We start from the raw sequence: 16,389 nt of genomic DNA on the forward strand, positions 1-16,389 counted from the left end.
CCCCTAGTTAACGTGTACAGTCATGTACAACTTTTCCATTGCATCAGTTGGTTGAACTGCAATGTTGGCAACTACGCTGTCGCTAGATTCACCCTTAACAACTGAGATGTCGTCAGGTGTAAAGTCTTGAATAGCGTTTTGAGTTTCAAGTTGGGCTAGGTATTCCGCACGGTTAGCCTTGAACAAATCACGTCCAGCGCCGTCGTTTGTTACCTTCCCGATGAAGCTGTCTTCCCATGTTTCGCGTGTGTTGTTTGAGATTGAATCCAATACTCGCAATACACGGTTCTTTGAGAAAGCTTGGTTCTTTTCATCTGTGAACGTGTGCAAAGAGTTAATGTCAGACAAAATCTTCACTTGTTCACGAGCTGAAATGAAGACCATGCGTCCCGCTTGGATCAATTCGATTTGCTTCGGTTCAGAGAAACGAGGCACAACATCGACTGCTCCATTGATTTGCATGTAAGTCAAAGACTTGTTTTCGGGAGCCGCAGCTGAAAGTCCAGCCACTAGTCCAATCATCACTTCGGGACCGTAAACAGTTCCATCTGCCATTTGCACACCGTTTTCAACAACGATGACACCTTCGTGGTCAGGGTCGTATGATTCAGAAGCTGGAATAACCGCTTGAATCTTGCGCCCTTGTTCGTCGCGCATACGAATAGCAGTAGTTGCTAGCACTTGGTGCAAAGCATTCTTAACAGCGAATGCAGGCGCTACCAAAGTGTTAAATTCGTATGTTTCGATGGCGTTAACCAATTCGTCAGTGTTCAAGAACGCTGGATCAGTTGTACCGCCAGCCAATTGAACTTGAACTGGTGTTGCCAGTGTTTCAAGGTCGATTTCTTCTTCGGAAAGTGACGGAACGATGTAAGCGTTAGGCTTCAAATCTTCCGCCTTAGTTACCTTTTGTTCGTCAGTCTTCATACCTTGCAAGTACGTCTTAACTGAAATTGACCCGAAGTCAGCTGGGTCTGGTTCTACTACCACTCGGACATCGTTTCCGATTGTTCCGGGGTGTAGCGCAGTGAACTTCCATGGCAAGACTGCAGACGCTCCAGTCGCCTTCTTACCTGAGTTCAAGTTGAAGACGTATGCCTTCTTCGCGTTTAGCAAAACTTGCTTAACTCCAATCAATGCTTCGCTGTTGATGTCTTGCCCGAAGATTGCTGTAAAGTCTGACGCTGGCGTCACTTCGACAACTCCCGGCTTACCCCAGTTCACGCCGTCCACGACTGTGAAAACGACCCCGCGGTCTGATTCAGCAGTTAATGCACGTGATCCCTTCGAAAATACGTTTGTATATGCTCCGGGCAGAATCTTGTTTTGGCTTGTAAATGGTCCTCCACTCATTAGTTGAACATTCCTTTCTTTAGTTCCAAGACAGCGTCTAGCGCCTCTTGATATGTGTATGTTTCATCGTCTTTCAAAGCGACAATGAACCAAGTCTTTTGAGCACCCTTCGCAGAGCTAACTAGGTGAGCCTTCGTGTAACGCGTGATAGGTCGCACTGGCTTAGTTGGCTTCGCTGGAGGTTCTTCGACTGGCTTTTGTTCTTCTGCGACTTCTTCCTGTTTAGGAATAAGCCCCAAAAGCTTCGTCTTACTCATTCCGTCTTGGTATTCGATACCTTGAGCGTCCAAGTAAGCCTTAATTTCAGCGACTGTGTTATCAGCCGTTGGGATTGTCTTGTCCATGCTTTAGTTCTCCTTTGTAATTTAGTGGTTCAGTAAAACGATCTCCGTAATCTTCATGAACACGAGCGCGGGCATTAAACGTGTAATGCAACACGCCGTCAGTGACGTTAATCGCTTGATTAATCACATGAGCGTAGTTAGGTTCAATGACTTTTAAATTCGCCATTAACCACTCCGCCATGTTGTCCATGTCTTCATTAGGTCGTTTCGGATTAGGGAAATATGCGACATCGAATGCATACATACGCATAGCGAAACCAAAAGTCTCGCCTTGTTGCGTTGATGAAATTCGCGACACAAAAAAAGACGGCTCACTGAATGCCGTCCTCATGTTTTCCCGATAAACCGGTATGTCTGGTAGTTTGTTGTGCAATGTTTGGATAACAAGGCTAGTTACGTCGTCCATATCAACCTCCTAGCGCTTCTCTAAGCGTGTCGTCTAACGATTTACCAAGAGTTCGTCCCCAGCTATCGTTTACTTCGTCTACGGTCGTTTTAAGCATGAAATGCCCCTTTTGGAATCCTACCGTTTTCCCTCCGCGGACAATTCGATGACCGTTTTCGATGTATGGCGCGTGTTCCGTGTTGTTCGAAATTTCAACAGATAGACTTTTACCAGATCGCTTAATGTTTCCAGCTTTCCAGTTACGTCGTAACGTACCAGAATCAACAGGTGTCTTACGTTTAACTTTGTTAAGCGCAACTCCTGCCGTTTTGGTCATAACTTGCTCAACTTCACGGACAATCGCTTCACCGTTGGCTTTGTTTTCGAATTCAGCAACGAATTTCTCAAATTCTTTCGTATCGAACGAACCAAACTTACTCATCGACTGATACCTTTGCCTTTTCATCTCGAACCATAGTGATTTCTTGATGACTGGCATACGACGTGTAGCCTGCGCTAGAACGCTTGTAACGAACGGTATGCCCGTTGGTATCTGTCACATCAATAAGTGAACCGGCAGGCACTGTGACGCTGTTATCAATGAATAACTTCGCGTCGTATGCTTCCGTTCCAAATTGTCCGTCTGAACTAGCCTGTTGTCCGCTCTTAGACAACTTAGCCGGATAGTTTTCAACGATAACTACATCAATAGTTTCAGTTGCACCGTTACGGGTTACTGTCTTAGCCCCTGTAATTTTGACTTTGTCCCGGTACATTCGCTTTAAGATAGGCGCCATCTTCTCAAACTCTTTCAGCATAGTTAACCTCGCAATCTGCGATAACGGATTAACTGGATGCGGAAATCATCATCAAGAAACGACATGCCACCAAGTGCTGACATAGCAACTTGCGGACTACCGTAACTAATTGATGTATCACCTTCAGTAATGCTTGTAACTGCGCCCGAATTACGGTCATCTGTAGACTTAAATACGCCTGTATCAGTAATCCATGCAGACAGCTTCAACATCATTGCCGAATCTAGCTGTGATGGTAGTTCTTCTACTGGCGTATTGGTGAATGCAGAAACATCGTTGATAATCTTATCTAGCGCCACGTCCATAAACATGTTGTAGATAGGTTCATCAACGTTATCCGTAATTGGTTGCAGTACTTTCAGCTTATTAAGCAGTTCATCTTTTCGTGGAAATGCCATGAAGACCTCCTTAACGACTACTTAGCAGCCGCCTTCTTAGGTGCAACCTTTGGAGCTTCACCAACCTTGTGCTTGATCGCAACCATTCCGATGTACTTAGGGTCGTACACACGGTTCCAGTTCTTGACGTTTTCCAAGTCTTGGTTAGTTGGTGTCATGTCTGATACTTCCGCATTAGTCCATGAAATACCACGAGGGTGCATTACAAAGGCACGACGTGTGTAGATACTGTCTGTTCCGCGTGAAGCGTCACGGGCAGTTTCGAACGTTGTCATGTTTGCAGGAGCTGATGTGTTGCGCCCAAATGATGCAGTAGCCAACAAGTATGATGTGTAAGTCCCGTCTTCTGATGGTGTAATGTCATCATCGACTAGGACTGTGTATCCCAAGTAAGTTGGAATTTGTGTCTTTGAGTCTGATCCAACGATGAACTCGATAACGTTTTGCTTTTGCAGTTCAGTGTAAGTGGCTGAGTGCATAACAATCATTGTCAAACGTTCTGAAGCGTCTCCCAATAGTTGCTTAGCGTCCAATACAACTTCAGGAGAAATGTTCCCTGTTGCTGTATGCAAGTGTGTTGATGCCAATGTTCCACCTTCTCCGAACAATCCGTTCAAAGTTGATAGCAAAACGCGTTGTTCACGACGTACCCAGTAATCTGCGATACGGTTCATCAATGCGGCAACTGGATCATCACCAGACATAATTGCAGCCATTTCATTAACAGCCCAAGCACGCCCACGATACATAACTGTTGCGAATTCTTGTCCGGCTGTAATCTTTCCAGTTGAAAGAGCTGTGTCCCCGTCTCCAAGAACTTCATCATCACCGCCGATGTCATTCCAGAACGGCATTGTCACGACAGTCCCACCAGTTGCGATATTTCGAGCGACGCGTTCGTCTGCCATAACTACGCCTGATTGCACTAGCGCAGACTTGTTAGGCAAGATTTGTTGCATGTATTGTTCAAAGATTTTAGGGGTAATTGTGTCAATTACCTTTGTATGTTCATTAGCCATTTTTTATTCTCCTTGTTGTTCTTCCAAATACTTAGTTAGGTTGAAATCCTTCGACTTCATTGCTGTTTCAAGGCTTGTTGCGCGAGATGAAGCAGAGCCGCCAGCTGGTTTGTACTCTTGCTTTGCGCCACCATCGAACAAGTACGCCTTAGTTTGTTGAAGATTTGTGATTTGGTCGTTAAGCCCTACCAATTCGCCGTCGTCATTGAACTTGATGTCATCAGAGTTAAGGAATGCCTTCAAATCCTTCGGATCACGTGCGTTTGTGTTTGCTAACGCTTGTGTTACAGCGCTATCTAACTTAGTAGCCGCTAACGTTTCGTTAAGCGACTTTGTGTCCGCGTCATATTTGGTTTGTAGGTCTGATAACTGAGCAGCCAATGCTTCGTTATCGCCTACTTCCTTTTGAATCTTCTTGATGTCTTTGTCGCGTTGCGTGATTTGCTCCGTCAAGCTGTCACGTTCCGCTGTCAATGCAGCTACTTTGTCGGATTCGGCTTGTACTGCCTTACCCTTAAGTGCCATTACTCCCTTGATTTGGTCCTCGTTAAGTCCCAACTCTTGCAATTCTTCAGTCTTCATACTTCTTCTCCTCGCTTTTTTCTGGTGGTTGCTCCACCTTGGATTTTTGGTACAAAAAAAGAACAGTTTAGCGACGTATTCAGGTCGAGTGTTTACTTAGATATTCTTAACGAATTTTCCGTTTTTGTAGTATCGTTTGCTGAAATCAATACCAAAGATTTGCAACCAACTTACATAAATTTCATTATGATCATCATCAAAATAGCGTGTCATGTAGTGTTTAATCATGTTAACTCCTTGTTTTTGGGTACAAAAAAGCACCTACTAAATTAGTAAGTGCTTAGTTTTTAAAAAATTCGTTCTGCATAATCTTCAGGTGTATCAACCGGTTTGTTTCCTGCGATACTGGTTTCAATCAACGCGGTGATCTTATCCAATTTATCGTCAGTCACTTCTCCGTCGATGTATTCGAATACAGGGAAATCAATTTCGAATGTATCTTTGTATCGTTTCACAATATCTTCGAACTTTTTTTGGTTTTCATCGTTCGGGAAAAATAACATCTATATCAACTCCTTTAGAATTTCGTTGTATGCCTTAATTGTATCTGGGAACAACTTTTTCATTACCTTCAATGCTTCAGGATTAGTAACACGCGCAGATGTGATTTCGGCAAAGATTTCCAAACTCGTTGCATCATAACCTCTATGATGATAAGCGGCACCGTGTCCAGCTCCCAATGGAGAGTCCTTTTTCAACGGATATTCCAACCAATCAGAAATGCTTGCTCGCTCCTTTAGCGGAAGCGACTTCAGTTCCTTCCACATAATTTCATCAGCATCAGCCTTCTTTAAAGTTTTGTTGCTCCACATACTACTTAAATCGTGCTTTTCTTGGAATTCTTCTTTTCCTATTTTTTTATACTCAGCACTCAAAGTTTTCTTGTAATCTGAAGTATATGTTTTCCAATCTTCAACCATTGTGTCTCTTAACTTCGCCTTCATACTAACAAAACCATTCTTCGCATCGATTTGATGCGCAAATTCGTGAAAGAACGTGTTTCCAGCGTTGTCGATTGTGCTGCCCTTTAAATCTTCAGAAACGTTCATCAACACACTATTGCGTGTTGCATTGAAGTTTGCTGTACCGTTATAACTCGCATCGCCCAACACCAAGTGTTCATTCTGGCGTTTAAATAACGCTTGTATGTCATCTGGCGCATTATTTAACATACCCTTGTAAATTGAAGTTTGTTCATCTGACAACAACTTCTCTACGTTCTCACCAAACACCACATCATTTTCATCTTCATTTACGTCTAGATTTTCTTCTACTACGTCATCGCCTAACTCTGCAAACCATGGAGCCGTCGTACAGCGACAGTGGGGATGCATAGGAGGATAGTTAACCCCGGTTTCTTGCTTCTTGGTGTCAAACACTTTACCGTCCAGACCTCGGCAATAATCACATGTGCGGCTTTCTAACGTTGCCATATACTCGTATTTCTCAATGCCAGTATCGTGGTAAGAATCTAGTGTGGCTTGTTCTGCAATGTGCGCGAACTCAGTTGTAATCAACCGATGTATATCTCTACTAGATGCATTCTTAAATACAACGCGGGAGTCTTTGACCATGCGATCTACACCGTGCCCAAGCAACACCCCACGGCTCAATGTCTTAGCAAGCTTGTTAGGCAGCTGCTGCGTCATATTGCCCCACAGACGTTTACTGAAATTAGAACCTGCCCACGGCTTAGATACCACCTTAGCCAATTGATCGCTGTTCAACTTAGCAAAGTCTCCTGAAAAGTTATTCGTTTGTTGTTGCGTATTATAAGTCGTCTGATGATAAGTTTCTTTGTACGTCGAAGATAGTTGCTCCTTCATACGTTCGACTTCTGGGGCTGTGTGTTCCGCCATTATGTTGGATATTTGCCCCTCTAACGCTTGTAGACGACTAACACGACTACGGTAATACTCAAGGTTCAACTCTTGGTCATAACCACCTTCAAGGGATTTTCGTTCCCATTCATCAAGCGTGTTATTCCAAGTCTTTTTGTCTTGTCCTTTGAGAATTTTGTTAGCTCCTTGTGGCGTTAGGTCGCCATCTTCAGTAGCGTATTTGCCCACCCACGCTTGAATTTCTTGCTCAATCTCACGTTGCGCCTTCTTCAAACGCTTTTGATAATCTTCTTCATAGTTTTCAGCGTTCTTTAACGCCTTTTGCTTGGTTTTTAAATGGCGTTTCTGCCAATAAGTCAAATCTGCCATTATCTAACCTCACTTTCTATTCGGAATCATCATCTTCAACGGCTTTTTCTTTGTCGTCATCGTCCTTAAGTTCTTCTGGATCATTGTCGAGCTTGTAATAATCGTTGCCTGTTTCTTCCTCACGCAATAACAATTCGTTTTGCCAGTCAGTAACAAGCGGATTAGCTTTGGCGATTGCTTCAGCTGACGTAACGTCTGCAAGCTTAGAAATAATGTCCGCTTGTTCTGTTTCGTCCTTAACGGCTGCACGCGTCCACACTTGGGAAATACGGCGCTTATCCACCTTCGCGTCTCCCAAATAACGCAATACAGCACGAATTAGTTCAGATAACGCGGGGCGGAACTCTGATTCAACAGCAGAAGACTTAAGTTCTAGCAGTGTGTAAATCATCTTAAGAGCTACGCCACTGCTATTAGTACCTAATTCAACACGCAACGGGTCAACACCTTGTCCATGCAAGAAAATGGCTTCGCGTGTGCGGTCTAGCAGGTTGTTACGTGCTTCGATAGGAATATCAATCGTTAACGTATCTAGCCCTGACTTGTCGCCATCTCCGTACTTCTCGATGTTAATCACTTGATCACGCTTCAGCTTAGCTTTGAACTCGTCTGCACTTCCTGCTTCACCGTAATTAGTCAAAACCAAGATGACTTGTTGCACATCGTCCACATCGTTAACAAAGCCACTGTATACGCGGTCGTACACGTCAATAAGCCCTTTGTAGCGTTGTAAGTCTGGCGTTCCGTCTTGGTTGTTCATAAACGGAATGAATGGCACACGTCCGAAGTCGTGTTGCAACTCACTTGCTGCTTCAACCGTTTCACCGATGTTCACATCAATAACAGGCACACGTTCATCTGACATCAAACTGTCGTAGTCCTTACCCTTTTCTCGCTTAAAGAATTGAGCTGTTGTATCAGTCCAGTATTCGTCATAGATATAAACTTCACCCGTTTCAGTATCGAGCGCTTCATAGGTGCGACGCACAGCTAATAGCTTTTCGACTAGGCTTTCGTCATAAATTGGCGTGATTTGTGACGGATCAATAGTGGCATAACGGAACTCGTTCGTTTCATCGTCTACCCAGTAATGAATCCAGCCTGTACCTGCGTTAGACGCATCAACAACCAAGCGATTAAATGTACGGTCGTAATTGTCGCCTAGCGCGTCTAAGACACCCTTGTTAAGCGCGTCGTCCTCCACGTCAAAGGTTGGTACAATACCGCCAACATATTGACTCTTTTGGTCAACTAGAATGCGGTGATAGCCATTACCGATACGATTATCAGCCTTACGAATTCCGTCGCTGTTCTCCTTGCCGTTATCATCTAACTTGTCCTTACCACCATTCTTCTTGGTGATGTCGTTTTCGTTGTTGTAATAACGGACGCTTTCTTTATAGCGCTTAGCAAACTTGTTTCGTTGGTCATCTGTGTTTTCAAACACTAGCTTTGCTACTTCTAAATCCATGCCGGTCTCCTTACCAAGCCATCTTAGTGCGTGGCTTTAATAGTTGTTCTACTGCGTAACGAGTTGAGTCGATACTGTGATTATTTTTATCCGGGTATTGTCCACGTAAGTTTCCGTTCGCGTCCACTTCAAGCTCATATCCTGTGAACTCTCGATGAATGTTTGGTGTTCTGCGTGGATCAATAATGATTTCGTTTAGGTCTTGCAGCCACTTAATACCGTGGTCAACTGAACCGGGTCCCTTTCGAGCAGGGCGTAACTTCATGCCCTTTTCTCGGAACTCTGCGATTGTTCTTGGTTCAGCACTATCTGCAATCACTAAGTCATTCATGCCGTTAATACGCTTGATGTCGCTTACTGCACGCTCATTTGATAGTCCAGTACCGTATACTTCATTCATGGCGTACAAACGTCCACGAGCCTTGTCAAAGTACCATTCAACGTAAGCCAAAGGATCAGCAGCGAAACCAAAGTCGAGTCCGCGGTAAATCTTGTCAAATGAATTGTGTTCATCGTCTGTGATTTCGCGACTAGTGATGTTGTGGAATACTTCAGCACCAGTTCCGACCACTTCTCCAAGGTATTCGTGAGCGTATACATCAGGGTTAATGCGCTTAGTTTCTTCTGCTTCAGTGATAAACGCTTCACCCAACCACTCAGGCGGTACAGATAGATATGTACTTGAATGAACATAGGTATCTTCACGCGTTGCTTGGTCAGTTACATACTGATTTACCCAGTTAGTAGCCGATTTAGGTGGGTTATACGTGTAAATAGCCATCTGATTTTGACCACCACGAATAATAGACTGGTTAATGCTACGAATTGCTTCGCTGCCTTTAAATTCAGCAACTTCTTCGTAATGGATATACTTAGCAAAACCACGTTTGAACTTGATTGACTTAAGCTTAGCTGGCTTATCAGCACCCTTGAACAAGATACGTTGTCCTGTTGGCTTATATTCAAGCTCTAACGGATTAACACGCGTCTTCCATAGGTGTGACACGCCCAACTTGTCTATTGCCCACTGGTATTGTTCAAATACCGAACCGCGCAACGTGTCGGCAACTTGACGAAGCACAACGACGTTTGCATCAGGGTCAGCCATAACTCCCATGATTAGCAAGACTGAAATAAATGATGACTTAGTAGAACCACGCCCACCCTTGAACCACCAATGCGTATATGTACCTGACTTAAGCAGCAGATATGCATCGAAGAAACTAGGCGCAATTAACGCACTAAGTCGTACTTCCATATCAGTCGCTCCTCTTTCCGGCAATGTCGTCGATGATCTCAACAGGCTTAACATTAACTTCTAGCGCTTGATTCTCTCCAACGCCTGACTTATCTAACAGGTATTGCGTTGCTTGCAATCGAGCAAACTCGCTCTTTCCGTTGAACGCTAAGCCTTGCATATTACGCATCAATTTACCTGTGTTCATCACAAGGGTTTGGCTTCCCATTTCAAGGACGGCTTCCTTAAATTCTGACGTGTGTCGCCAGTTATATAGGGTTTTACCAGATATTTTTAACTTTTCTGCAATCTGACCGAACGTCAAAACACCTTCAAACACCAATTCCACCGCTTTTAATTGTTTTTTATTAAGCGCCATAGCCTCCCCCCTCTATAAGTAATTTGTTGTAATAGTTGCAATAAAAAAAGAGCAACCGATTGGCTACTCTTTAAACTGATAGCAACGGAATCGAACCGTTGAATTATCTGCCCAACACAGACTGCCACACGTCTCTCTCCTGACGTTTACTCTATCAACATTGAATGAATTTCTATCCGATATTAGTTCTAACAGCTATAACAATCTAGAATGCAGCCGCTTTTTAAATGTCGCAGCTGTGTTTCGCTGTTACCTAATTATCGAACAATATCATAATACAACGGTATGTCTGCAAAGTGCTTGCAATATTTATGCAGTAATTCTGCAAGTTTTATGCAAAAAAAGACGCCTAACCGAAGCTAGACGCCATTTCTTACTATTTATTGGTTGAAATTCACCCACGGCTCAAACAATACTGCGAACTCTAGCAATGCATGATGCTTGTTGTAGTAGAAACTCCTATCACCCATGTTCAGACGTTCTATAACCGCCATATCGTCCAGCTCGTCCTTGAAGCACAGTTTGAGTACTGTTGCATGTCGAGAGGTCTCGCGGTCGCTCATAACGTTAATTACAGCGTCTACGGCTTCAGTAATCACTTTGCTGTCGGCGTATTCAACTAACTTGTTTTCTTGCGCATTTCCAAATGACGGACTAGATGGCATACCGTCATAAGATACCGCAGAGGGCAAGACGCTTGATAACGATGCTTTTCGCTTATGCGTTTGGAAGTCATCGCTTAGCCATTTACGCGTTCTTTTGACTGTTTCATTCTGTTCCATGATGTTATATCACTACCCCCTATCAGTATATAACTACGTCATCTAGCCAGTTCTGACTGCCAACGCTCCACAATGTTTTTTAATGCCGTGTACGGATCAGCAGCACTGTCTGAATCTAATCTGCGAAGGTCTTGTGAGAATTGCTCCCAATCTACTTCGCCAAATTGTGACTCTGCTTGATTAATTCGTACATATTGTGCGCTGCGTGATAAAACTCGATTATCTCGGCGTGATGCTTCGACAGTAAGTGATGTTCCATCAGCACGTTGTTCAATATCTAAAATCTTTAAACGCATTGCTTATTCCTCCCACGAAACCGTGTAAGATCCGCTATCCATAAACTCGCCACTCGGCTTTCTATGGGTAATGGAATACCCCAATTTTTCCAATTCACGTTGCACATCTTCGCGTTGTAAAGCCGCAACTTTTAACTTGTCGTACCCACTGAAAGTGACTTCGTGGTATGTTGAACCGTTTTCAATATTGCGCTCAATGGCATCTAGAATATTCTGTAAACCTTCTTCAGAAGCCTTTTTCTCCAAAATATTCTTATCAGTCCGTTCTCTTGCTTCTTCTGCTGTAATCATCACTATTATCCTAACTCTAAATATTCGTCTAAACGCTTACGGATATGACGTTCAATGTTCACATGCGCTACAGGTTGTTTTGCAAACCATTCTGCAAACTTCGGATAGTTGTCAACCTCCCACAGAGTTTCCAAAAAGTGGTCCCAAGCTGTGTAATAAAAGTTTTCAATTCGATATTCGTCGCCCATGTCCTTAATCTCTTTAATCATTTCATCAAACGTCATCACTTACTCCTTTACCATTGATTGTTTAATAAACACGCAAATATACGTCTTTTTTACTCGGTTTTGAATTGTGGCCACGAGTTCATCAGGAACTAAATTCAGCACTTCGCTCAATTTAATTTGATCGCTATTCCATTTGAAAATAAGCGTACCGTTATCAGCTAGCAATCGAGCAGCTTCTTCAAACCCACGTTCTAAATCACGCTTCCAAGTTACCTTGTCCAACACGCCATACTTCTTTCGGAGCCAACTGTTTGGGCCAGCACGCAACAAATGTGGTGGGTCGAAGATGACTTGATGAAACGACCCTGACATAAATGGTAGCCCGTTAATATCAGACCAATCAGCCTGAATATCTGGGAATACTTCATGCTCTCGAATGTAGCCACGATCAACAAACTTAATCGCTTCGAATCGTTTATCAACAAACACGGCTAATTCATTTTTCTTGCTTGGCCACATCATGCGTCCGCCTGCGGTCATATCTAAAACAGGCTTCATATCACTTAATCTCCTGTGGCGTACCGCCAATTTCATCGACGATTGCATCAGCTAACCGTTTAGAAATACCGTTTTCGTAGCTGACAACATGTTCAAAAATCGCCCTTCCGTGAACTGCTGTTTCAGATAAAGCACCTGTACGCATTGCGTAAATTAAAATCGTGTCACTGCTCCACGGCGCTACCTTTTCCACATACCAACGCGGCTCGCGTTCAGGCAGTAGCTTTTCAATATCCAGATAGTGGTTGATGATAGCGTTCTCGCGATCTCGTTTTTCTTCCCACTTCAACCAGCCATCATCAGAATTAGAATGGTAAACAAAGTTAGCTAATGTATCATTTCGAGAAATCTCGCTAAGAAATCCATAAATAGTTCCATCACCATATTCTTCTACAAGCTTATCCAACTCTTCAATCACTGCTTGAGGTGCGTGTGTAATCTTATTTGTCATTCTTATTCTCCTTGACCAACAAATACACGTAACGGATCATCAACGCGGCAATAACGAACCAACACAATTTAAAAATAAAATATGCCATTACTTTTTCGCCTCCTTGACTACTTTTACGAACACTCCAACGGGAACAGCTAACACGATTAACGCCAACGCTCCGAAGAACGGCGCGCTAAACAACAATGCAAGTACAACTACAATCGCAAGCACCCCAATAAACGCGACTACCACTAAAAGAATCAACATCAAAATCAATGAAATAATAACTTCAAAAATCCAACCTTTTTTGTAATCGCGAACTAACTCTTCGAACCACTCATCAAAAGCTTTCTACATTACTTCTTACCCGTCCTAATATCATTTTCTTCAATATATTTTTTTCGTTGCAATATAGCTTCTTCTTTCGTATCGAAACTACCAATGAACTTAGACACCCCAATACGTTTAACAACCGCACGATACTTGTTCCCTACTTTGTACACACCAACGTCATCGCGTGTTGAATCCCGCTTGTTTAATGCTTGTAATTGAGGGTCAGCCCATCTTAGGTTGCTGCGCTCATACCCTCGGTTAGGATCAATTCTATCTAGCGTCAAATCTTTCTCCCAACCGCTATCAAGCGCCCAGTCTTTGAAATTCCAGTAATTTTTTAGGTATTCTTCTACCTCAACACCTCTACCGCCGTAATTAGGATAATCTTTGTTCTTAGGGTTGTAGCACCTAACAAGGGCAGAACGATACGAATTGAAAAGATGTTTAAACTCTTTCTGTTCTGCTCTCGGGATAGTGTTATGAGCGCGTAAGTTGCCGCAAGGTAGTGACCTAACACTCTGCCTCAACCTATTTGAATTCGTGATAAATTCAGTCCCGCATTCACACCTAACTAGCCATTGAGAACGACCTTTTACAGTCCCTTTAAACTCCAAAACAACTACATTTTTAAATTGTTGTCCTTCTAAGCGCCTTACTTGATTAACCTTAGTTTTAGCCATGCGACATTACTTCTTAGTAGTATCTACGATAGCTTCACCGGTTTGAACTTCAATCCAGCCCCATTGCATACGGGCGTCTGCTTCCTTGTCGGCGATTGTCTTGTCAGTAACTGAAGCACTTAGCAATTCGTTAGCCTTAGCCTTACCTTCTGCCTTTGTGATTTCAGCCTTCTTTTCAGCTTCCGCGTTAGTTTGAGTAGACTTGGCGTTCAATTCAGCCTTCTTGTTGTCTTGTCCCGCGATGATCAAACCATCAATAGACTTCTTAGTTTGGTCGTCCAAATCAGGAGTACCAGTTGAAACGTCTTCGATGTTAAATCCTGTCTTTTCTACCTTGTCTTGGAACGCCTTCAACAAGTCCCCTTGCATCTTAGTAGCGTCTTCAGACATAACGTCTAGAACGTTGTATTGAGACACGACACTACGTCCTGCTGAGATTAGTTGTTGCTTCAACCAACCCTTTTCAATGCTTTCAATTGGTTGAGAACCAAACTTCTTGTACACTTCAACTGCCTTTGATTGGTCAACGTTGTAAGAATAGGTGACCGGCATGTCGAACTTCTTACCGTCCTTAGTTGATAGCGTCACCTTGTCTTCGTATGTTTGTGTCTTAACTGGGTATTGAGTAACTTGCTTCAATCCCACCCAGTGGACCCCTTGAGAAAGTGGTTCGTCCTTAACTCCGCCATTCATTGAGTACATGATTCCGACGTTTCCGTTATCGACCTTTTCAAGACCGACTGCGGCACCAATTCCCAAACCTACCAATACTACTCCTGCGATAATGCTCTTAGCCGCGTTGTTCATAATTAAATTCTCCTATTCGTTAGTTAGATTGTTCGTTTTCATCGACACCGTATGTGTCTTTGATCAATGCGTTGATTTCTTGCTTAGCCTTGCGCAAGTCCTTAATTCCGTCCTTTTCAGGGTGTCGGATAACGTACTTAATAACGTTGTAGACGTGTGCCGCCTTAGACCCGCGGAACTTCCACAGAAGCGTCGGCATTAGGTCTTTTAGTTGTGTTCCTGCTTCGTCAATGACGTACCACTTAGGCTTCTTCACAGCGTCGTGTTCGCCATTTTCTTGCACTTTTTCAACTGCATTACTTGCTTGTTCTAACGTAATGCCACCGGGTACAGTCGGGCGAATAGGCTTAACTAAAGTTACTTTATTCAACCAGTTCCACCACTTCGCAGGATATTGTGCATTGTATTCGTAATCAACCGACTCAATGTTTTTGATTCGACCGTCTGCGTCCAATGACACTCCACGCAAAACCATTGTTCCATCTGCTGGCAGAGCACTGTAACGGTCTTGTCGATTTATGATTGGGCGTGGTTTTCCGTCATTCCAAATATGCCATGGATTCTTTAGCGTAACGGGGTCAAGCGCTCTAACGCTTTTATATTTTTCGTCCCAATAAACTGCAATATCTAGCTTCGTCATAACACTCTCCTTTAGTAAATAATCATTCACTTAATATCCATCAAACCGCGGTTTAACAGCTGTAGACGCTTTAATTCACGCGAGTTATCTGGCGCTTCACTAACACTTCCGTACTTCTCGATGACCACATCACGAGCATCGTCAATCTTGCGAATATGTGCGTCGATTCTATCGCGCAAAGATCGTTTCTTTTTCTCGTCGGGTGAAATCACTAGCCCGTACATTTCGTTAGCAATTGTTTCACGGTATCGTTTTAGATAACCTGCATTGCCTAGCGTCTGCCCTGAAACTCCAGCAATCACAGCAACGTCCGCATGTTGTTTTCCACTGCGTCGATGCTTTTCGTATTCGTCATACGACATTTTCAATTTAGGCATTGTATAGTCCTTTCTTGAGTTTTTTATCTCGCGCTTTTTTCGCGTTCAGCATTGACTTAATTCTTTGCCAATCATTTGGACTAAGAACTGTTTGCTTACGCTCTAGCGTGCTGATTGCATTCTTAACTTCAACGTCAATCATCGTATTCACCATTTTCATAAATCGTTACTTCAATTCTGGGATTGTCTTTGTCGATAAAGAAAATTTCAGACCAGCCTGCAATTTCAGACCAACCATCATTTTTAATTACCTCTGCCGACATCATTCCGTCTTGAATAAATTTCTTCGCAAAGGCGATGTTGTCCATGTCTTTGCGTTTATTTTTTGCATACCATTCGTATTTAATCTTGACAGGAAACTTCAACTCAACGCCGCCCAAATGTAGACAAGCAGCATGTACCTTAGCAGTGTTGTCTTGCTTGATGCGATTACCTACTCGATAGTTCGTTCGCTGTGCATTTGTGTAGTTGTTTAGGTCTGTCAATTCCCCTTGGATAGTAAACTTAATCATTATTCACCTCGTCAGGTTTACGACGTACATTTACGCTGTTGATGTCTTCCATGAATCCTGAGACACTGATAACTCGACCTTCTTCGTTCACCGACACGGACTCAAAGCTAGTGATGTATTTTAAATACTTTTTGATATGCGACTTCACGGTTGTATTCACATACCAAGAATCAATTTCTGAGTCGTAAAACATATCTGTTCGACGGCGATTCTTCGGAATATCCAAACACGCTTCTACCGCTTCAACATCTTGACCATTCAGCATGATTTTCATCGTTTCAAATTCCTTTCACGTTGTTTTGTGTTTATATACCCTT

At 43.1% G+C, this 16,389-nt stretch carries 27 protein-coding genes; all 27 read right to left on the reverse strand.

Features of this window, described 5'->3' with window-relative positions; genetic code table 11:
* Positions 1-3: 3 nt before the first annotated feature.
* On the reverse strand, positions 4-1,353 hold the full coding sequence (locus tag KHQ31_RS03525; protein ID WP_213409611.1) for a phage tail sheath family protein: 1,350 nt from the start codon (positions 1,351-1,353) through the stop codon (positions 4-6).
* Entirely contained in the window at positions 1,353-1,697 is a 345-nt protein-coding gene (locus KHQ31_RS03530; RefSeq protein ID WP_213409612.1) for a hypothetical protein, read from the reverse strand. Before KHQ31_RS03530 ends, KHQ31_RS03525 begins: the two co-directional genes overlap by 1 nt.
* Complete coding sequence (locus KHQ31_RS03535; RefSeq protein WP_213409613.1) at positions 1,672-2,103, reverse strand: phage tail terminator family protein; 432 nt, start codon at positions 2,101-2,103, stop codon at positions 1,672-1,674. The genes KHQ31_RS03530 and KHQ31_RS03535 overlap by 26 nt, the downstream gene beginning before the upstream one ends.
* Position 2,104: 1 nt before the next feature.
* A complete protein-coding gene (locus KHQ31_RS03540) occupies positions 2,105-2,524 on the reverse strand; it encodes an HK97 gp10 family phage protein (RefSeq protein WP_213409614.1) in 420 nt (139 codons plus the stop codon).
* Positions 2,517-2,900 (reverse strand): hypothetical protein, encoded by a 384-nt coding sequence (locus tag KHQ31_RS03545; protein WP_213409615.1) that lies wholly within the window; start codon positions 2,898-2,900, stop codon positions 2,517-2,519. The genes KHQ31_RS03540 and KHQ31_RS03545 overlap by 8 nt, the downstream gene beginning before the upstream one ends.
* 2 nt (positions 2,901-2,902) lie before the next feature.
* On the reverse strand, positions 2,903-3,298 hold the full coding sequence (locus tag KHQ31_RS03550; protein WP_213409616.1) for a hypothetical protein: 396 nt from the start codon (positions 3,296-3,298) through the stop codon (positions 2,903-2,905).
* A gap of 17 nt (positions 3,299-3,315) precedes the next feature.
* Complete coding sequence (locus KHQ31_RS03555; RefSeq protein WP_213409617.1) at positions 3,316-4,317, reverse strand: major capsid protein; 1,002 nt, start codon at positions 4,315-4,317, stop codon at positions 3,316-3,318.
* A 3-nt stretch (positions 4,318-4,320) separates the two neighbouring features.
* Positions 4,321-4,899, reverse strand: a complete 579-nt coding sequence (locus KHQ31_RS03560; protein ID WP_213409618.1) for a phage scaffolding protein — start codon at positions 4,897-4,899, stop codon at positions 4,321-4,323.
* A gap of 96 nt (positions 4,900-4,995) precedes the next feature.
* Complete coding sequence (locus tag KHQ31_RS07885) at positions 4,996-5,127, reverse strand: hypothetical protein (RefSeq protein ID WP_264336069.1); 132 nt, start codon at positions 5,125-5,127, stop codon at positions 4,996-4,998.
* A 59-nt stretch (positions 5,128-5,186) separates the two neighbouring features.
* The gene (locus KHQ31_RS03565; RefSeq protein ID WP_213409619.1) at positions 5,187-5,402 is read right to left on the reverse strand and encodes a hypothetical protein; all 216 of its coding nucleotides are present in this window, start codon (positions 5,400-5,402) and stop codon (positions 5,187-5,189) included.
* Entirely contained in the window at positions 5,403-7,109 is a 1,707-nt protein-coding gene (locus KHQ31_RS03570; RefSeq protein WP_213409620.1) for a minor capsid protein, read from the reverse strand.
* Positions 7,110-7,125: 16 nt separating this feature from the next.
* Positions 7,126-8,580 (reverse strand): phage portal protein, encoded by a 1,455-nt coding sequence (locus tag KHQ31_RS03575; RefSeq protein ID WP_213409621.1) that lies wholly within the window; start codon positions 8,578-8,580, stop codon positions 7,126-7,128.
* Between the two features lie 10 nt (positions 8,581-8,590).
* The gene (locus KHQ31_RS03580; RefSeq protein WP_213409622.1) at positions 8,591-9,838 is read right to left on the reverse strand and encodes a PBSX family phage terminase large subunit; all 1,248 of its coding nucleotides are present in this window, start codon (positions 9,836-9,838) and stop codon (positions 8,591-8,593) included.
* 1 nt (position 9,839) lies between these two features.
* Positions 9,840-10,196 carry a phBC6A51 family helix-turn-helix protein gene (locus KHQ31_RS03585; protein ID WP_213409623.1) on the reverse strand — a complete coding sequence of 119 codons (357 nt, stop codon included), beginning with the start codon at positions 10,194-10,196 and terminating at the stop codon, positions 9,840-9,842.
* 380 nt (positions 10,197-10,576) lie between these two features.
* A complete protein-coding gene (locus KHQ31_RS03590) occupies positions 10,577-10,978 on the reverse strand; it encodes a hypothetical protein (protein ID WP_213409624.1) in 402 nt (133 codons plus the stop codon).
* A gap of 38 nt (positions 10,979-11,016) precedes the next feature.
* Positions 11,017-11,274, reverse strand: coding sequence for a hypothetical protein (locus tag KHQ31_RS03595; protein ID WP_213409625.1), 258 nt, complete (start codon positions 11,272-11,274; stop codon positions 11,017-11,019).
* 3 nt (positions 11,275-11,277) lie between these two features.
* Complete coding sequence (locus KHQ31_RS03600; RefSeq protein ID WP_213409626.1) at positions 11,278-11,565, reverse strand: hypothetical protein; 288 nt, start codon at positions 11,563-11,565, stop codon at positions 11,278-11,280.
* 5 nt (positions 11,566-11,570) lie between these two features.
* Positions 11,571-11,789, reverse strand: a complete 219-nt coding sequence (locus KHQ31_RS03605) for a hypothetical protein (RefSeq protein ID WP_213409627.1) — start codon at positions 11,787-11,789, stop codon at positions 11,571-11,573.
* A gap of 3 nt (positions 11,790-11,792) precedes the next feature.
* Positions 11,793-12,290 (reverse strand): SAM-dependent methyltransferase, encoded by a 498-nt coding sequence (locus KHQ31_RS03610; protein ID WP_213409628.1) that lies wholly within the window; start codon positions 12,288-12,290, stop codon positions 11,793-11,795.
* Between the two features lies 1 nt (position 12,291).
* Complete coding sequence (locus KHQ31_RS03615) at positions 12,292-12,741, reverse strand: hypothetical protein (RefSeq protein ID WP_213409629.1); 450 nt, start codon at positions 12,739-12,741, stop codon at positions 12,292-12,294.
* A 338-nt stretch (positions 12,742-13,079) separates the two neighbouring features.
* The gene (locus tag KHQ31_RS03620; RefSeq protein ID WP_213409630.1) at positions 13,080-13,736 is read right to left on the reverse strand and encodes a hypothetical protein; all 657 of its coding nucleotides are present in this window, start codon (positions 13,734-13,736) and stop codon (positions 13,080-13,082) included.
* A gap of 6 nt (positions 13,737-13,742) precedes the next feature.
* Positions 13,743-14,543, reverse strand: coding sequence for a prohibitin family protein (locus KHQ31_RS03625; RefSeq protein ID WP_213409631.1), 801 nt, complete (start codon positions 14,541-14,543; stop codon positions 13,743-13,745).
* 19 nt (positions 14,544-14,562) lie between these two features.
* Positions 14,563-15,183, reverse strand: coding sequence for a DUF3310 domain-containing protein (locus KHQ31_RS03630; protein WP_213409632.1), 621 nt, complete (start codon positions 15,181-15,183; stop codon positions 14,563-14,565).
* Between the two features lie 26 nt (positions 15,184-15,209).
* Positions 15,210-15,560, reverse strand: coding sequence for a hypothetical protein (locus KHQ31_RS03635; protein ID WP_213409633.1), 351 nt, complete (start codon positions 15,558-15,560; stop codon positions 15,210-15,212).
* Positions 15,553-15,702 carry a hypothetical protein gene (locus KHQ31_RS03640; protein WP_213409634.1) on the reverse strand — a complete coding sequence of 50 codons (150 nt, stop codon included), beginning with the start codon at positions 15,700-15,702 and terminating at the stop codon, positions 15,553-15,555. The genes KHQ31_RS03635 and KHQ31_RS03640 overlap by 8 nt, the downstream gene beginning before the upstream one ends.
* Entirely contained in the window at positions 15,695-16,072 is a 378-nt protein-coding gene (locus KHQ31_RS03645; protein ID WP_264336072.1) for a RusA family crossover junction endodeoxyribonuclease, read from the reverse strand. Before KHQ31_RS03645 ends, KHQ31_RS03640 begins: the two co-directional genes overlap by 8 nt.
* A complete protein-coding gene (locus KHQ31_RS03650; protein WP_213409635.1) occupies positions 16,065-16,337 on the reverse strand; it encodes a hypothetical protein in 273 nt (90 codons plus the stop codon). Before KHQ31_RS03650 ends, KHQ31_RS03645 begins: the two co-directional genes overlap by 8 nt.
* Positions 16,338-16,389: the final 52 nt, after the last annotated feature.

This window comes from Weissella ceti (assembly GCF_018394055.1).
In the GTDB taxonomy this organism is placed as follows: domain Bacteria; phylum Bacillota; class Bacilli; order Lactobacillales; family Lactobacillaceae; genus Weissella; species Weissella ceti.

Bases quoted from the DNA above. Each gene is read 5' to 3' on its own strand.
- KHQ31_RS03540 (WP_213409614.1), bottom strand. From the start codon at position 2,524: ATGAGTAAGTTTGGTTCGTTCGATACGAAAGAATTTGAGAAATTCGTT.
- KHQ31_RS03550 (WP_213409616.1), bottom strand. From the start codon at position 3,298: ATGGCATTTCCACGAAAAGATGAACTGCTTAATAAGCTGAAAGTACTG.
- KHQ31_RS03530 (WP_213409612.1), bottom strand. From the start codon at position 1,697: ATGGACAAGACAATCCCAACGGCTGATAACACAGTCGCTGAAATTAAG.
- KHQ31_RS03570 (WP_213409620.1), bottom strand. From the start codon at position 7,109: ATGGCAGATTTGACTTATTGGCAGAAACGCCATTTAAAAACCAAGCAA.
- KHQ31_RS03605 (WP_213409627.1), bottom strand. From the start codon at position 11,789: ATGACGTTTGATGAAATGATTAAAGAGATTAAGGACATGGGCGACGAA.
- KHQ31_RS03565 (WP_213409619.1), bottom strand. From the start codon at position 5,402: ATGTTATTTTTCCCGAACGATGAAAACCAAAAAAAGTTCGAAGATATT.
- KHQ31_RS03630 (WP_213409632.1), bottom strand. From the start codon at position 15,183: ATGACGAAGCTAGATATTGCAGTTTATTGGGACGAAAAATATAAAAGC.
- KHQ31_RS03580 (WP_213409622.1), bottom strand. From the start codon at position 9,838: ATGGAAGTACGACTTAGTGCGTTAATTGCGCCTAGTTTCTTCGATGCA.
- KHQ31_RS03620 (WP_213409630.1), bottom strand. From the start codon at position 13,736: ATGGCTAAAACTAAGGTTAATCAAGTAAGGCGCTTAGAAGGACAACAA.
- KHQ31_RS03615 (WP_213409629.1), bottom strand. From the start codon at position 12,741: ATGACAAATAAGATTACACACGCACCTCAAGCAGTGATTGAAGAGTTG.
- KHQ31_RS03610 (WP_213409628.1), bottom strand. From the start codon at position 12,290: ATGAAGCCTGTTTTAGATATGACCGCAGGCGGACGCATGATGTGGCCA.
- KHQ31_RS03640 (WP_213409634.1), bottom strand. From the start codon at position 15,702: ATGATTGACGTTGAAGTTAAGAATGCAATCAGCACGCTAGAGCGTAAG.
- KHQ31_RS03560 (WP_213409618.1), bottom strand. From the start codon at position 4,899: ATGAAGACTGAAGAATTGCAAGAGTTGGGACTTAACGAGGACCAAATC.
- KHQ31_RS03535 (WP_213409613.1), bottom strand. From the start codon at position 2,103: ATGGACGACGTAACTAGCCTTGTTATCCAAACATTGCACAACAAACTA.
- KHQ31_RS03590 (WP_213409624.1), bottom strand. From the start codon at position 10,978: ATGGAACAGAATGAAACAGTCAAAAGAACGCGTAAATGGCTAAGCGAT.
- KHQ31_RS03635 (WP_213409633.1), bottom strand. From the start codon at position 15,560: ATGCCTAAATTGAAAATGTCGTATGACGAATACGAAAAGCATCGACGC.
- KHQ31_RS03650 (WP_213409635.1), bottom strand. From the start codon at position 16,337: ATGCTGAATGGTCAAGATGTTGAAGCGGTAGAAGCGTGTTTGGATATT.
- KHQ31_RS03595 (WP_213409625.1), bottom strand. From the start codon at position 11,274: ATGCGTTTAAAGATTTTAGATATTGAACAACGTGCTGATGGAACATCA.
- KHQ31_RS03625 (WP_213409631.1), bottom strand. From the start codon at position 14,543: ATGAACAACGCGGCTAAGAGCATTATCGCAGGAGTAGTATTGGTAGGT.
- KHQ31_RS03545 (WP_213409615.1), bottom strand. From the start codon at position 2,900: ATGCTGAAAGAGTTTGAGAAGATGGCGCCTATCTTAAAGCGAATGTAC.
- KHQ31_RS03585 (WP_213409623.1), bottom strand. From the start codon at position 10,196: ATGGCGCTTAATAAAAAACAATTAAAAGCGGTGGAATTGGTGTTTGAA.
- KHQ31_RS03600 (WP_213409626.1), bottom strand. From the start codon at position 11,565: ATGATTACAGCAGAAGAAGCAAGAGAACGGACTGATAAGAATATTTTG.
- KHQ31_RS07885 (WP_264336069.1), bottom strand. From the start codon at position 5,127: ATGATTAAACACTACATGACACGCTATTTTGATGATGATCATAATGAA.
- KHQ31_RS03575 (WP_213409621.1), bottom strand. From the start codon at position 8,580: ATGGATTTAGAAGTAGCAAAGCTAGTGTTTGAAAACACAGATGACCAA.
- KHQ31_RS03525 (WP_213409611.1), bottom strand. From the start codon at position 1,353: ATGAGTGGAGGACCATTTACAAGCCAAAACAAGATTCTGCCCGGAGCA.
- KHQ31_RS03645 (WP_264336072.1), bottom strand. From the start codon at position 16,072: ATGATTAAGTTTACTATCCAAGGGGAATTGACAGACCTAAACAACTAC.
- KHQ31_RS03555 (WP_213409617.1), bottom strand. From the start codon at position 4,317: ATGGCTAATGAACATACAAAGGTAATTGACACAATTACCCCTAAAATC.